This window comes from Streptomyces sp. NBC_01260, assembly GCF_036226405.1.
GTDB lineage: Bacteria > Actinomycetota > Actinomycetes > Streptomycetales > Streptomycetaceae > Streptomyces > Streptomyces laculatispora.
In genome coordinates this window covers 2460067-2475162 of record NZ_CP108464.1, presented here as the reverse complement: position 1 = coordinate 2475162, position 15096 = coordinate 2460067, and the positions used below count along the sequence as shown (strand labels likewise).

General features: G+C 72.0%; 13 protein-coding genes. 7 read left to right on the top strand and 6 right to left on the bottom strand.

Features of this window, described 5'->3' with window-relative positions:
- The first annotated feature begins 51 nt into the window (after positions 1-51).
- Positions 52-549, top strand: coding sequence for a MarR family winged helix-turn-helix transcriptional regulator (locus tag OG322_RS10545; RefSeq protein WP_242644920.1), 498 nt, complete (start codon positions 52-54; stop codon positions 547-549).
- 78 nt (positions 550-627) lie between these two features.
- Here the strand turns inward: OG322_RS10545 and OG322_RS10540 are convergent, their stop codons facing one another.
- Positions 628-1413 (bottom strand): protein phosphatase 2C domain-containing protein, encoded by a 786-nt coding sequence (locus tag OG322_RS10540; protein WP_123461631.1) that lies wholly within the window; start codon positions 1411-1413, stop codon positions 628-630.
- 364 nt (positions 1414-1777) lie between these two features.
- On the opposite strand from OG322_RS10540, the gene OG322_RS10535 reads away from it, so the two are divergent.
- The 5 genes from OG322_RS10535 to OG322_RS10515 are packed head-to-tail and all read left to right on the top strand — an operon-like array spanning position 1778 to position 7599.
- Positions 1778-4807, top strand: coding sequence for a sensor histidine kinase (locus OG322_RS10535; protein WP_329306339.1), 3030 nt, complete (start codon positions 1778-1780; stop codon positions 4805-4807).
- Positions 4804-5283, top strand: coding sequence for a roadblock/LC7 domain-containing protein (locus OG322_RS10530; RefSeq protein ID WP_123461633.1), 480 nt, complete (start codon positions 4804-4806; stop codon positions 5281-5283). The genes OG322_RS10535 and OG322_RS10530 overlap by 4 nt, the downstream gene beginning before the upstream one ends.
- Positions 5280-5696, top strand: a complete 417-nt coding sequence (locus OG322_RS10525; protein ID WP_123461634.1) for a DUF742 domain-containing protein — start codon at positions 5280-5282, stop codon at positions 5694-5696. The genes OG322_RS10530 and OG322_RS10525 overlap by 4 nt, the downstream gene beginning before the upstream one ends.
- Entirely contained in the window at positions 5677-6327 is a 651-nt protein-coding gene (locus OG322_RS10520) for a GTP-binding protein (protein WP_123461635.1), read from the top strand. The genes OG322_RS10525 and OG322_RS10520 overlap by 20 nt, the downstream gene beginning before the upstream one ends.
- Before the next feature lie 30 nt (positions 6328-6357).
- On the top strand, positions 6358-7599 hold the full coding sequence (locus tag OG322_RS10515; protein ID WP_123461636.1) for a styrene monooxygenase/indole monooxygenase family protein: 1242 nt from the start codon (positions 6358-6360) through the stop codon (positions 7597-7599).
- Positions 7600-7689: 90 nt separating this feature from the next.
- Here OG322_RS10515 and OG322_RS10510 read toward each other — a convergent pair whose 3' ends face one another.
- The 5 genes from OG322_RS10510 to OG322_RS10490 all read right to left on the bottom strand — a co-directional run bounded on the left by OG322_RS10510 (position 7690) and on the right by OG322_RS10490 (position 13765).
- The gene (locus OG322_RS10510) at positions 7690-8877 is read right to left on the bottom strand and encodes a C40 family peptidase (RefSeq protein WP_123461637.1); all 1188 of its coding nucleotides are present in this window, start codon (positions 8875-8877) and stop codon (positions 7690-7692) included.
- Positions 8878-9037: 160 nt separating this feature from the next.
- Positions 9038-11620, bottom strand: coding sequence for an outer membrane protein assembly factor BamB family protein (locus OG322_RS10505; protein WP_329306338.1), 2583 nt, complete (start codon positions 11618-11620; stop codon positions 9038-9040).
- Between the two features lie 134 nt (positions 11621-11754).
- A complete protein-coding gene (locus OG322_RS10500) occupies positions 11755-12021 on the bottom strand; it encodes a hypothetical protein (RefSeq protein ID WP_123461639.1) in 267 nt (88 codons plus the stop codon).
- Positions 12022-12038: 17 nt separating this feature from the next.
- Positions 12039-12791 (bottom strand): TetR/AcrR family transcriptional regulator, encoded by a 753-nt coding sequence (locus OG322_RS10495; protein ID WP_123461640.1) that lies wholly within the window; start codon positions 12789-12791, stop codon positions 12039-12041.
- 38 nt (positions 12792-12829) lie between these two features.
- Entirely contained in the window at positions 12830-13765 is a 936-nt protein-coding gene (locus tag OG322_RS10490; RefSeq protein WP_329306337.1) for an AurF N-oxygenase family protein, read from the bottom strand.
- 178 nt (positions 13766-13943) lie between these two features.
- Between OG322_RS10490 and OG322_RS10485 the strand changes: the two genes are divergently transcribed.
- The gene (locus tag OG322_RS10485) at positions 13944-15062 is read left to right on the top strand and encodes a ferritin-like domain-containing protein (RefSeq protein WP_329306336.1); all 1119 of its coding nucleotides are present in this window, start codon (positions 13944-13946) and stop codon (positions 15060-15062) included.
- The last annotated feature ends 34 nt before the right edge of the window (positions 15063-15096 follow it).

Sequence of the window (15096 nt, the reverse complement as noted above, 5' to 3'; positions counted from 1 at the left end):
AGCTGCGGCGATGACCAGCGGTGAAGGAAACTTTCAGCGGCAGGAAAGCTCATGAGGGGTGTTGACGTGCACGGGAGCGAAAGAGGGAGTGAACCCGGCGCAGCCGGGGGGAGTGGTGTGGACCACGAATTCCTGGCCCTGGAGCTGGAGTTGGCGGTCTTCCTGCGCCGCGCCCGGGCGAATTCCGGCGAAATGGCGCGCGAGGTGCACCCGGAGCTGGAGGCGGCCGCCTATGGACTCTTCGTGCGCCTGGAGTCGGCGGGCCGGCAGCGGGCCACGGACCTCGCCTCGTACTTCGGGGTCGGCAAGGCGACCATGAGCCGTCAACTCCGCGCCCTGGAGGGCCTCGGACTGGTGGCGCGCGAGCCCGATCCCGCCGATGGGCGGGCCTTCCTCGTCCATCTCACCGAGGAGGGCCTCGACCGCTTCCGGCACGTCCGTGACGCCCGCCGGGACCGGTATGTGCGTAAGCTCGCCGACTGGGACCGGGCCGAGGTGGCGGAACTGGCCCGGCTGCTGCACCACTTGAACGCCCGCGCGGAGGACTGACGGCGCTACGCCCCCGGCCCGGCGGGCGGCCGCGCCGCGCATCCGCGCCATGCGGCGGCTCCGGGCCACCGCCCGGCCTCACGGCTCCGCGAAGACCGCCGTCGCGTCGTCGTGCGTCTTGCTGCGGCGCAGCCGCGTACGGTCGGTGTCCGCGTCCTCCAGGGCCCGCACCCGGTCGATCAGCCCCTGCGGGCCCTCCTTGCGCAGCACCCCGAGGCAGTCCGTCCAGTCGCCCTCGCCGAACATCTCCGTCCAGCGGCTCGCGCCGTCCGTCATCGCGGCCACGGCCCGCACCTCGGCGCGGGGCGTGCGCCCCGTCACCGCGCGGTGCGCCACGGCCGGATCGGCGGCGGCGGTGAAGAAGCCGCCCTCCTTGTTCCGGACCTGTGCGTCGGCGATCGCCTCGGAGGCGAGCGAGCCCGGCGGCAGCCGGTCGAGCCGGTCGTCCAGCAGGGCGCGCACGGTCCCGTCGGGCGATTCGAGAAGCAGTACGGAATCGGAGAGGATCAGGTGTTCGACCTCGGACCCGTCCCAGCGGACCATGACGACGGTTGCCTGTGGTGTGCGTACGTGAGAAAGGTCACACAGGGAACGGTGTGTGTCGGCGGTGCGCCGGATGGACTCGGCCAGGATCTCCCGCAGGGTCAGATCCCGGTGCGAACCCGACAGTTCGACCAGGGAGCCGCCCAGCCGTGCGGTGAACCACGGGACCGAGTGCACACAACCGTCGTCCCCCCGCGGCGGAGTGACCCCGTCGAGCAGTACCAGCCCCCCGCCCTGGCCGGAAGCGGGCAGGACGGTGGCGGCCCAGTCCTCGTTCGGGCGCCCGGGAATGCCGGCGGCGGTGGCGAGCTCCATACGCATACGGCCAGTCTGCACGACGCCTTCACGTGGCCTGCACGGACCCGGGGCCGACCCGTACCAGCAGGTCAGAAGGGCGGCTGGAGCGGAAGTAACCACTCCGTCAGGTGTGCGGGCGGGCATCCTGCCAAAGCCTGCCCGGAAGTTCCAACCGGACGTCCAGGTGTGCCGTCGGGGCCACGTGGGGAGACTTGTTCGCCAACTCGGGAGTGTTGTTCACTCGTTCGAGTGGCGGAGCGGTTGATGTGCGCCCCCCTCTCAAAAGCGCTGGAATGGTCAGAAGCCGTACCAGGGGTCGGGGCGCTCGTTCACGTGGCCGTGCGTCACCTCTGCTTCAAGGGCGGACGAGTCAAGATTGCGAGCACCGGTGCAGAAGAAGCGGCCTCGGAGCAAGGGCGGCAAGAACAGCGGTTCCGAGGTGGCGCCTTCGGCGCCGGCTGAAGGCGGGCGCACCGTGCGCGTACGCCGTCGGCTGGTCGCGGGAGTCGCGGTCGTCGGGATCACCGTCATAGCCGCGGGGGCCCCGGCAGCCCTCAGTGCCTCGTCCGATCTGAACGAGTCACAGCGGCTGGTCACTCTCGCGGAACTGAACCAGCAGGCCATCGCGCTGGCGCACTCCCTCGCGGACGAGCGCGACGAGGTCACCGCGTACATCGCGGCCGGCCGGAAGGGCAAGCCCGGCGGGACGGGAGCCACCGGGAGCCGCAGTGCCCGCGTCGACCAGCAGGTGGACGAGATCCGGGACGCCGCCCCGGCCGTCCTGCGCCGCGACCTCTCCACCGTCCCCTCGCTGCGGCGCGACGCCGTCAGCGGCAAGGGTTCGGCGCTGGAGGCCCACCAGTCGTACTCCGAGGTCATCGCCAAGCTCCACGGCCTCGCCGACGACCTCGCGGAGAAGACCCCGCCGCGCGCCGCCGAATCGGGCCGCGCCCCGCTCGCGCTCGGCCAGGCCACCGAGCACGCCTCGGCCACCCGGGGGCTGCTGCTCGCCGCGCTCGCCGTGCCCCGCAAGGAGCCGGTGACGCAGACCGACCCGTTCACCGGGCTGCCCGTCCAGACCCAGGACGAGGGCGACTCGAAGGACGACCGCACCCGTGACGAGCTGAGCGCCGCCGCTCAGCGGGCCCGGGTCGGCGAACTCTCCTCGCTCGCCGACTTCGACCAGGCGGCCGGGGCCGCCGCCCGCGACAAGCTGGCTTCCACCGTCACCGGCCCCGAGGTGAACAACGCGGAGAAGTACCTCGCCGAGCTCACCGACCGCCCCGAGCTCTCCGACTCCGAGCAGAAGGTCAGCAGCAAGAAGACCGCGGCGGCGCTCTCCGCCCGGATCGACCGGATGCGGAGCGTCGAGTCCGCGCTCGGCACCGCCCAGGTCCAGCGGCTGGAGCAGCTGCGCGACGACGACGTCACCGCACTGGAGCTGCGGATCGCGCTGCTCGGCGGCTGTCTGCTGATCGCCGTCGGCGTCTCCACCGCCGTGGCCCGCACCCTCACCCAGCCGCTCGCCGTGCTGCGGATCGGCGCCTCCCGTCTCGCGGCGGAACCCGAGAGCGCCGAGCCGGTCCGCTACACCGGCCGCAACGACGAGTTCGCCCAGGTCGTACGGTCCATCAACGCCCTGCACGGCAGGCTGCACGGACTGCTCCACGAGTTCAACGGACGGTTCGAGAGCCTGGAGAGCGAGCGCACCGAGCTGATCGCCGGCCGCGAGGCACTCACCATCCAGCGCGCCGAACTCCAGGTCCAGATGGCCGATCTGACGGCCCAGCTGGAGAAGCTGAAGAACACCGTCCACCACACCTTCGTCAACCTCTCGCTGCGCAACCTCGGCCTCGTCGAGCGTCAGCTCGGGGTCATCGAGTCGCTGGAGGAGCGCGAGCAGGACCCGGAACGGCTCGCCACCCTCTTCAAGCTCGACCACATGGCCACGGTCATGCGCCGCCACAGCGAGAACATGCTGGTCCTCGCGGGCGCCGAGCACGGGCACGGGCACCAGGGTCCGATTCCGCTGGTCGACGTCCTGCGCGCGGCGGTCAGCGAGATTGAGCGGTACGAGCGGGTCACCATCCAGTCCCTGCCGCCGCACGCCCAGATCGCCGGATTCGCCGCCGACGACCTCAGCCACCTCGTCGCCGAACTCCTGGAGAACGCCACCTCCTTCTCGCCGCCCGACTCCCATGTCCAGCTCTCCGGCTGGCTGCTGGAGACCGGTGAGGTGATGCTCTCCGTGCAGGACGAGGGCATCGGCATGTCGACCGTGCGGATGGGCGAGCTCAACACCCGCCTGGGCGACCCGTCGCTCTTCGAGGCGGGCGAACAGAACGCGGACGGAGCCGGTCTCGGCCTCCAGGTGACCTCCCTGCTGGCCGCGCGCCACGCCGTACGGGTCCAGCTGCGCGAGCAGAAGGGCAGCGGGATCGCCGCGGTCGTCGTACTGCCCGAGGCGCTGCTGCCGAAGGCGCCGCCGGCCGCCACCCCGCCGCCGGTCACCGCGCCCGGCGACGCGCCCGCCCTCAATCTGCCGGGCTCGGTCGCCGAGGCCAACTCCAACGCACTGCCGAGCCGCACGCCGGCGCTGTCCGGCGACCCGCTGATCGCGGCGGCCGAGCAGACGATCGCCGAGTCCGAGTCCGGGTCCCAGTCCGCGGCCGGAAGCGTCGACCTGCCCTCCACCGAGGACCGTGCCCACGCCCTCCCCGATCACGCACCGCCCGCCGCGTCCCCGTCCGGGCCCGCGCCGGAGGCCGCGCCCGAGCCCGAGCAGACCTCGGACACCGCGAGGCCGACGCGCCCCGAGCGGCCCGCGGAGACCGAGGCCGAGACCACGATGCAGGTCCGGCTCCCCCGGGTGCCCGAGTTCGACGAGGTACCCGAGTTCACCCACGCCCCGGCCTTCGGGGACGGCCCCGAGCCCACACGCGCGTCCGGCCCGTACGCCATCGGCCCCGACCGCCACGAGCGCGCCGCCGACGAGGGCCCGCAGCCCGCGGCCGCCCCCGCGCCCACCCCGGCCCCGGCGCCCACTCCGGCCCCCGCACCCGTCACTCCGTCCGTGGCCGACGCCGTGCCCGGCCCGCGCCAACCGGAGCCCGAGAAGGTCACCGACAAGGGACTGCCCAAGCGCACCCCCAAGGTCGTCACGCCCACCGCAGCCCCCGCGGCCGACCGCAAGGGCAGTGTGGACAAGGACGCCCTGCGCCGTCGGCTGGGCGGCTTCCACCAGGGCGCGAAGGACGGCCGCAGGGACGTCGAGGCCGAGATCGCCGAGTCGTCCGCCACGCCGGAGACGGCCCTTCCGGCCGGCCGCACCGCACGTACAGGCCACACTGAGGCGGCCGACCGTACCGACGGTCGAACCGATGAGACGGGGGACACAGTCGAGGAGGCACGCAGTTGACTGCGCCCAGCACATTCGGGCTGAGCACCGAGGCCCGTAACCTTCAGTGGTTGCTGAGCAATCTGGTCGAGGAGGTGCCAGGGGTCCACTCGGTCACCGTCGTCTCGTCCGACGGCCTGATGCTGCTCTCCTCCGACCCCGGCCACCAGAACGCCGAGGTGGCAGGCCGGCAGGACGGCCCCCGTGGCTCCAGCGCCGACCTCGCGACCATCGTCTCCGGTATCGGCAGCCTCACCGTCGGCGCCGCGAAGCTGATGGAGGGCGGCGGCGTCAAGCAGACCATGGTCGCCATGGAGGAAGGCAGCGTCTTCGTCATGTCGATCAGCGACGGCTCACTGCTCGGTGTGCACGCCACCCCCGACTGTGACATGAGCGTCATCGCCTATCACATGGCGCTCTTCGTCGGCCGTGCCGGCCACGTACTCACCCCCGAACTCCGCAGTGAGCTGCGCAAATCGATGGAGAGCGCCCAGTGACCCCCGCCGCCGCCGAACCCGTCCGCAGGCTCCCCGTCCGGGGGGCCGAGAAACGGCCCGCACGGGTCCGCCCGTACTCGCTCACCGGTGGTCGCACCCGGTTCGGCCACGTCCTGCTCGTCGAGACGTTCGTGGCCGCACTCGAAGCACCCGACGAGCGTCGTGAACTGACCAACGGAAACCTGGCTTCGCGCGTCATGCCGGAGCTCCAGGCCATCGTCGAGATCTGCCGCCGGATGCGTACCGTCGCGGAGATCTCCGCACTGCTGAAGATGCCGCTCGGCGTGGTCCGGGTGCTGCTCAGCGACTTGGCCGACCAGGGAAAGATCCGCGTGTACGGGACCGGGCACGGCACCGGCCAGCCCGACCGCGCACTGCTCGAAAGGGTGCTCAATGGACTCCGTCGTCTCTGAGTCGCCGCTGTTCGCCCCGCGCCAGCCGGGGCCGAAGGACCAGGCCGACGAAGCGCTGCAGGCCTGGCAGCTGGACCACACCAGGGCCCCGATCGCCACGAAGATAGTGGTCGCGGGCGGCTTCGGCGTGGGCAAGACGACCTTCGTGGGCTCGGTCTCCGAGATCACCCCGCTGAAGACCGAAGCGATGATGACCCAGGCCAGCGAGGAGACCGACGACCTCAGCGCGACGCCGGACAAGGTCACCACGACCGTCGCCATGGACTTCGGCCGTCTCACGCTCGACGACGACCTCGTGCTGTACGTCTTCGGTACACCGGGTCAGCAGCGCTTCTGGTTCATGTGGGACGACCTGGTGCGCGGCGCGATCGGCGCGGTCGTGCTGGCCGACACCCGCAGGCTCGCCGACTGCTTCCCGGCCCTCGACTACTTCGAGAGCTGCGGACTGCCGTACGTCGTGGCCGTCAACCACTTCGAGGGAACGCCCGGGTTCGAGGTCGAGGACGTCAGGGAGGCCCTGACCGTACCTCCGCACGTCCCTGTTGTGATCATGGACGCGCGTAACAGGATCACCGTCGTCGAGGCACTGCTGGCCCTGGTGGGCCACGCCCTCGACGCCACCCCGGAATAGCTCGAACGCCACACACAACGGAGAACCGCGATGCGGAAGATACTCATAGTCGGAGCCGGTCAGTCCGGGCTCCAGCTCGCCCTGGGACTGCAGTCCAGAGGGTACGAAGTCACCCTCATGTCCAACCGCACCGCCGACGAGATCCGTTCGGGCCGGGTCATGTCGACCCAGTGCATGTTCCACACCGCGCTCCAGCACGAGCGGGACTACCAGCTCAACTTCTGGGAGTCCCAGGCCCCGCGCATCCAGGGCCTCGGCGTCTCGGTCGCCGCGCCCGACTCCTCGCGCGCCGTCGACTGGGTCGGCAAGCTGGACGGCTTCGCCCAGTCCGTGGACCAGCGCGTGAAGATGGCCGGCTGGATGGACACCTTCGCCCAGCGCGGCGGACAGCTCGTCATCCACGGCGCGGCCGTCTCGGACCTGGACTACTTCTCCCGCACCTACGACCTGGTGATGGTCTCCGCGGGCAAGGGCGAGCTGGTCTCCATGTTCGGCCGGGACGCCTCCCGTTCGCCGTTCGACGCCCCGCAGCGCGCCCTGGCCGTCGCGTACGTCCACGGCATGGGCCCGCGCCCCGAGCACCCCGAGTTCGACGCGGTCCGCTGCAACCTGGTGCCCGGCGTCGGCGAGCTGTTCGTGATGCCGACCCTGACCACGTCCGGCCGCGCCGACATCCTGTTCTGGGAGGGCGTCCCGGGCGGACCGCTCGACGTCTTCCAGGGCATCAAGGACCCCTCGGAGCACCTCGCCAAGACGCTGGAGCTCATGGAGCGGTTCACCCCGTGGGAGTACGCACGCGCCACGAAGGTCGAACTGACCGACGCCAACGGCACCCTGGCGGGCCGTTACGCCCCGACCGTCCGCAAGCCGATCGGCCGGCTGCCCGGCGGCGGTCTGGTGCTCGGGGTCGCCGACGTGGTCGTCGCCAACGACCCGATCACCGGACAGGGTTCCAACTCGGCCTCCAAGTGCGCGAACGCCTACCTGGACTCGATCATCGAGCACGGCGACGGCGAGTTCGACGCGGCGTGGATGCAGTCCACCTTCGACCGCTACTGGGACACCGCCCAGCACGTCACGAAGTGGACGAACGCGATGCTCGGCGCTCCGCCGGAGCACGTGCTGAACCTGATCGGCGCCGCCGGCCAGCTCCAGCCGGTCGCCGACCGCTTCGCCAACGGGTTCAACGACCCGGCGGACTTCGACAACTTCTTCTTCGAGCCGGAGAAGACGAACGCGTACCTCGCCTCGGTCGCGGGTCCGGCCGCCTGAGCGCTCCGTACCCCCTGAACGAACCGGCCGGACCGGGACCCGTCGCCACCGCCGACGTTCCCGGCCCGGCCGGTTCGGGTACGGCAGCCGTTACCCGGTGGGGGCCGAGGAGACGCTGTACCCCTCGTCGGAGCCCCCGGACGCCCCCTGGGGGAGCTCCGGCGGCTTGTACGTACGCAGCGGGGTGCTCTCCGGGTCCGGCCGGACAGCGCCCAGCAGCGGATTCGACGCCAGTGGCGAGACCTTCACCTGGGAGCCCGGCCGGGGCGCCTGCACCACCAGGCCGTTGCCGATGTACAGCGCCACGTGCGTGGCCTTCGGGAAGTAGATCACCAGGTCTCCCGGGCGCAGCGCGTTCACCGGCACCTTCCGGAGCTGCCGCCACTGCTCCTGCGAGGTGCGCGGAATGGTGCGGCCTGCGTTCGCCCAGGCCTGCGAGGTGAGTCCGGAGCAGTCGAACGAGCCGGGCCCCTCGGCGCCCCACACGTACGGCTTGCCGATCTGCCTGATCGCGTACCGCACCGCCTCGCCGCCCTCCTCGGACGGCGGCCGGGTCGAGGACAGGGCGCCCGAGGCGACCAGCGCGTTCTGGGCCTTGGCCGTGCTCTTCTGTTCGAGGCCGGCCAACTCGGCCAGCTGGTCGGCGGAGAGTCTGGCGAGCATGGCCTCGACCTTGCCCAGGCGCTTGCGCACGGCGTCGCGTTGCTTCTTCTGCCGTGCGGCCAGCACCTGTTGACGTTCGAGCACCTTGCGGGACCGCTTCGCCAGCTCGTCGGCTCGCTCCTCGGCGCCGGTGAGCCGCTCCACGGCCGCCACCCGCCCGGCGGCCAGCCGCTGGATGACCTGCCCCTGGTCCAGGGCCTGCTGGGGGTCGCGGGACAGCAGCAGTCGCAGGTACGAGGAGAGGTCGGAACGCCCCTGGTACTGCTCGCGGGCCAGCCGCCCGGTGGCGTCGCGGCCGCGGGACAGCGAGAGCCGGGCGGTGACGAGGGCGGAGTCCAGCTTCTTCGCCTCCGCGGTCCGCTTCTTCAGCTCGGCCGCCGTCCCGTTGTAGGTCTCGGTGGCCTCCTCGGTCTGCTGGTACAGCTTCTTGAGCTCGCTCAGCAGCACGGCGGCGCCGGTGCCCGCCACTGCCGGGGCGGCGGCGCCCGCGGTGCCGGCGCCGGTGCCGGGGTCCGCGGGGGCGGGGGAGGGGGCGGCAGCGGCGGCGGCCGGTGAGGTCACCACGACGGCTGCCAGCGCCGCCGTACAGATGGAGCGCAAGAAGCTGCCCGGCACGACATCACCTCCGATAGCGGGGTGAACCGTCGCACTACCCCATAAGTGAGCGGAATTCCTTCATACGCTCACCTACCGTCAGGTGATTCAAGAACCGAGGGGCGTGGCGGCGTCCTGATCCCCCGGAAGGCGGCGGACCGGCCGTCCTTTGGCCCGGCGGTCAGTCGACCGGGAACGCGTAGAACACCCGGTCGCGCTGGACGACTGCGCTCTTCCCGAAGGCCAGCACCTGGTACTTGGCGGTGACCGTCGCGCCCTTCGGGTCCTGCTCCCCGATGTCCTGGAACTTCCACAGCCGCCGCCCGTCGGCCGCCGCGAACGCGGTGACCTGAGCCGAACTCGCCGCGAGCAGTGTCGCGCCGGTGCCGCTGACGGTGATCGCGGGAGTCACGTCGGTGCGCGGCCCCTCCGTCGACCGCAGCCAGCGCAGCCGCCCGGTCTCCCGGTCGACCGCCCCCACCTCCTGGTTGCTGTTGGTGGTGTGCAGCAGCGGGCCGGCCTCGACCGAGTTCCCGAAGTGGGAGCCGCGGGAGCCGTTGAGTGTCCACTTCGGCTTCCCGTCGGACGTCCCGAAGGCCCGGAGATCGTCACCGACCGCCGCGAACAGCAGGCCGTCCGCGTCACCCACGGCCGCCCCGCCGGGCGTGACGGTGCCGAACGCCTCGGTCCACTTCGGCTTTCCGGTCTTCCGGTCGAAGCTGCGGAACATGCCCTTGCCCTTGGCCGCCTTCACGTCCGCCGGGGTGAGCGACAGCTGGTTCTGCCGTACGACGATGTCGTCCGGCCGCACCGCGGTCAGCCGGTACACCGGCGCGGCCGGGCCGCGCCCGGTGGGCACGGACGTCCGCCACAGCTCCTTGCGCTGCTCGATGTCGTAGCCGAACAGGAACGACTTGACGACCTGCTTGTCCTTCCCGCGCTTCTTGCCCTTCTTCGGCTTGGGGGCCTTCACGGTGGCCTTGATGGAGCCGGTGAACCAGACGGTCGACCCGGACGCGCCGACGAGCTGAGGCGCCGTCAGATGCGGAGCGCCGTCGAATCCGTCGGCGTACGCCACCCGGTGGGCCACCCGGCCGTCCTTCGCCGACAGCCACAGGAACTCGGCCGGACCCGCGATGAAGCAGAACTCCTTGCCGGCCGGCAGGGCGGCCTGGCCCTTGGCGGCGTCCGAGCTCTCCCAGACCCGGCGACCGGTGCTCAGGTCGACGGCGGACGCGTGGGTCTCGTCGGTCAGTACCAGCAGCCGGTCGTTCCAGAGGGCGGCGGTGAGGGGGGCCGGTTCGGACGCCGGGTGGGTGTGGATCCAGCGCGGTTGCGGAGGCAGCCCGGCGATGACGGCCCGGCTGGTGCTCGGGGTCGGCTTGGCGTCGTCCGTGGACTTCGCGTCGTCGCCGGACCCGAGCGCGAGCACCGCGCCGCCGCCGACGAGGAGCCCGGCGGCCCCGGCCGCGGCCCCGGTCAGCAGGGTCCGGCGGCCGACCGCGGCGCGCGCGGGAGCGGCCGGGAGAGCGAGCGGGAGAGGGGCCGCGGGACGGGGCGCCGCGGGGGCGGGCACGGGCAGGAACTGAGGGGCCGGCTGTCCGGCGGGGAGGGCGGCCGGGGGACCGGGCAGCTCACGCGGCATCGAGAGCTGGGCCGTCGCCAGATCGGGCCGTGCGGCGCCGCGGTCGATGATCCCGAACTGGGCGGTCCGGGTGTCCCGGCCGGGCACCGGTGCCTCGGACCCGCTGCCTGCGGGGAGCGGCACGGCGTCCCGCACGTCCGGGACGCCGGAGGCGGCGGGGGCGCCCGCCGGGTCCGCCGTGGCCGCGGAGTCCTCGACGGCGGGCGGTGCGGCTTCCAGGGCCCGGGCGCGTACGGCCTGTTCGGCCATGGCCGCCGACAGTGGAGCCGGCAGCCAGGGGCCGCCCCTGGCGAGCCCGGCCGCGCCCTCCAGGGCCAGTTCCGCGGCCACCGCGCCCGCCGTCGGCCGGTCGGCCGGGTCCTTCGCCAGGCAGCGGGCGACCAGATCGCGCAACGCGTCCGGCACGGCCGCCAGTTCGGGGTCGGTGTGGGCGATCCGTTCGGCGGCCTGCGCCGCCGGGCCGTCCGCCAGCGGGGTGCTGCCGGTCGCCGCGTACGCGAGCAGCAGGCCCAGCACGAAGAGGTCGGAGGCCGGACCGGCCTCCCTGCCCTCGACCTGCTCCGGGGTCAGATAGCCGAGCCGGACGGAGAGCTGCCCGCCCGGCCGCGCCTCGGCGTCGGCCGCCGCACCCAGGGGGCCGAAGGCGGTGAGCCGCGGACCGTCCTCGGCCAGCAGCACCGTCCTGGGGGCGAGACCCTGGAGCACGGCCCCGGTGGCGTGCACCCGGGAGAGGGTTTCGGCGACGCCCGCGCCCAGTATCCGCAACGTACGCTCGGGGAGCGGCCCGGCGGCCTCGATCGCCTCGGCGAGGGTCAGCGCCGGTACGTACTCCGAGGCCGTCCACAGCAGGTCGTCGTCCTCGGACCCGTCCGTGCGGGTGGCGAGCTGCGCCGCCACCCAGCCGCCGGCCAGCCGGTCCGCGGTCCGCGCCTCCGCCTGGAAGCGCCGCCGGAAGGCGGGCAGCGCGGCCAGCGGGGGCCGCGCCGCGGTGATCACGGCGAGGTCCTGCGGGGCCGCGCCGCGCGCGAGGTACTGCACCGCCGCAGCCGTCTCACGCAGCCGTGCCAGCGTCGTGTACGGGCCGAAGTGCGGTGGATCGTCCTGACGCAGCGCCTCCATGGCGCACCCCCTATGTGACCGTCCTCGGACCAGATCGTCGATCTTACGACCTCGCCCGCGACAGGGAGCGGACTCCCGACGGCCCATGGTCGGGGACCGAACGGCGGGCCCCGACCCGGTTCACCCCGGACGCGTCATCCCGGCTTCGACCAGGGCCACTTGGGGCTGTGGCGCTCACGGCCGCCGGGGGCGTACTCGTACACCCAGCCGAGCTGGATGCCCAGCCGCTTGGAATGCCCGGCCGGGACCCGGCGGTAGGCGTGCACGGTGGCCGGCCCGCCGTCGGCGTCCGGGACCGGGACCTCGTACCACTTGGGCGGGTGGCCGGTCGGGCCGACGAGTACGGGCAGGACCCGTCCGTCCAGCGGTCCGCCGGTGAAGGGGGTGTTCTCGCTTCTCACCGCCCCAGTCTGACCGATCAGCCCGGGGGCAGCAGATGCGCCGCCGCGCCGACCACCGGGGTCAGTCGGTCCGCCAGCCGGCCGGCCGGGCCCACCGCGGTCTCCAGGGGCAGCAGCTCGGCCACGGCGGCCGCGGTGCCCGGGTCCGTGGCCGCGGTGACGGCGAGGAGTCCGATGAACTGGTCGACGAGCCAGTCGCGCAGCTCGGACGCGGCAGGCTGCTTCTCCTCGTCCAGCCAGATCAGTGAGGCCGCCTCGACGGCCGCTATCCAGGTGCGCACCATCATCCGCAGCCGCGGTCCGGGATCGCTGCCCGCGCCCCGGCCCAGGTGCAGGAGTATCTGGTCGGCCGCCGCCCGCCGCACCTCGTCGACGATCGTGCTCGTACGCGACGTCTCGGCGACACTGCCGCCGCGCAGCAGTGCGCTGAAGCCGGCGTCGTGCTGGTCGACGAAGGCGAGGTAGCGGTCCAGGACCCGGGTCACCCGCTCCGTGGGCGGGCCCACGGCCGGTTCGGCGAAGCACAGGATCAGTTCCTCGGCGGCGGACCTGAGCGCCGCCTCGTACAACTGCTGCCGCCCGCCGGGGAAGTAGCGGTAGACCAGCGGCCGGGAGACCCCGGCCACCGTCGCGACCTCGTCGAGCGAGACCTCGTCGGGGGCCCGGTGCGCGAAGAGGGTGAGTGCCGCACCGAGGAGCTGGGCGCGCCGCTCCTCGACACTGAGCCTTCGGTACGCACGGTTCGACGGCGCGGCTGCGGCAGGGGTCATACCGGCCAGCCTAAGGGCTGATGCCGTGTCCGCGGCCGTCAGGCGAGCAGGCCCGAGCTCTTCCACAGCCTGCGTCCCACCCCGTTGAGGACCCCGATGTCGTCGAAGAAGTCGGTCAGCCGCTTGGCCCCCGACTGCATGACCTCCGCCCGGTGCCCGCTCGCCCGTACCTGGGCCACGGCCTCCTGGGGGTCCAGGCCGACCGCCGCGTACACCTGCGGATTGACGAAGCAGACCGAGAAGACGCGGGCCGCCTCGCCGCAGCTGATCCGGGTGAGCTCGCGCTCCCAGCGGGGCGCGGTCACCATCTGGCGGCGCAGCTCCTCGCGGGCGTACCGGACGTGCCGGGCCTCCTCGACCACATGGATGCGGGTCACGCCGCGCACCAGGGTCTGGACGCGCTCGTCGGGGAAGGTCAGCCGCTGCATCCAGTCGAGGATCTCCTCGCCGAGCAGGGTGGCCGCGAACGAACCGGGCGTGGTGGAGACGGTCTTCAGTACCCGGGCGAGGTTGTGGTAGCGGCGCGGGACCGGGTAGCAGGGCGCCCCGCCCCAGGTGATCATCCGGCCGAACATCATCGAGTGCCGGCACTCGTCGGCTATCTCGGTGAGTGCGTAGCGGACGTGGTTGCTGGTCACCGGCTTGTCGTAGATGTGCCGGACCAGCAGCTGCATGAGGATGATCTCGAACCAGATGCCGAGCGAGGCCAGCGAGGCCGCCTCGTGCCGGGCCAGGTCCTGTCGCTGCTCCTGCGACATCCTCCGCCACAGCGGGGTGTCGTAGAGGGAGATCAGCTCGGGCGGCCAGAACCACTTGCCGTCCTCGGCCGCCGCGTCCCAGTCGAGCTCCTTGTCGGGGTCGAAGGAGTGCTTGGCGGAGGCCTCCAGCAGCCGTTCGGCGATCTGCTCACGGTCCCGGAGCGGGCCGAGTGCATCGCGGAGGAGCTGCACATCGCGTTCGGTCACTGGCGTCATGGCTGGAGGCACCTCACACATGGGTTACCGGCGGTCACCTCTTATGAGACCGTCTGTCAGCAAGCGCGTCAATCCCTTGCACACGACTTGTTGACCCGGCGTCTACCAACGTGTGAACCTGCCAACTGAACGAATCGACAGGTGATTTGTCGGAGCATGCGAGGCGAAGGAGCCGTCCATGTCGACCCACGACCTCTACACCACCGCCCCCGGACAGCCGTTGTGGACGGTGCCCGCCTCGGGCGCCGCCCGCTTCAGCTGGGACTACGACGACGGCCGCGAGCGCCTCCTCGCCCTGTACCAGAAGGGCAAGGACAAGCAGTGGGACGGCAACAAGCGCATCGACTGGAGCCTGGAGGTCGACCCCACCGACCCGCTCGGCACCCCTGACGAGGCCCTCACCCTGTACGGCACCCCGCACTGGGCGAAGATGACCGGCAAGGACCGGGGCGAGCTGCGCAAGCACTACACCTCCTGGCAGTTCAGCCAGTTCCTCCACGGTGAGCAGGGCGCGATGATCTGCGCGGCCCGGATCGTGGAGTCCGTCCCCGATCTGGACGCCAAGTTCTACTCCGCGACCCAGACCATGGACGAGGCCCGGCACGCGGAGATCTACGGCCGGTTCCTGCACGAGAAGATCGGGATGCTGTACCCGGTCAACGACAGCCTCCAGGGCCTGCTCGGTGACACCCTGCGCGACTCCCGCTGGGACATGCCCTACCTCGGCATGCAGGTCCTCATCGAGGGGCTGGCCCTGGCCGCCTTCGGCATGATCCGCGACACCACGACCAAGCCGCTGCCCAAGCAGATCCTCGCCTACATCATGCAGGACGAGGCCCGCCATGTGGCCTTCGGCCGGATGGCGCTGCGCGACTACTACAAGCAGCTGAGCGACGTGGAACTGCGCGAGCGAGAGGAGTTCGTCATCGAGGGCTGCTACCTGATGCGCGACCGGCTCAGCGGCGTCGAGGTGCTGGAGAACTTCGGCATCGCCAAGCAGGAGGCCAAGGAGCTCTCCGAGCACTCCGAGTTCCTCCAGCTCTTCCGCAAGCTGCTGTTCAGCCGCATCGTCCCGTGCGTCAAGGACATCGGCCTGTGGGGCGAGCGGCTGCAGAAGGCGTACGTCGACATGGGCGTGCTCGAACTCGGCGACTCCAGCCTGGACCTGCTCATGGCGCAGGACGAGGAGATAGCGGAACAGCTGGACCGGGACCGCTTCGAGGCCGAGGAGCAGGAGCGGGTGGCGGAGGTCGCGCAGTCGATCGCCGACGGCGGGGCGGACCGGCCGGCTTCCTGAGCGGGGGCGGCGGGTGCGGGGAGCGCTGAGTAGG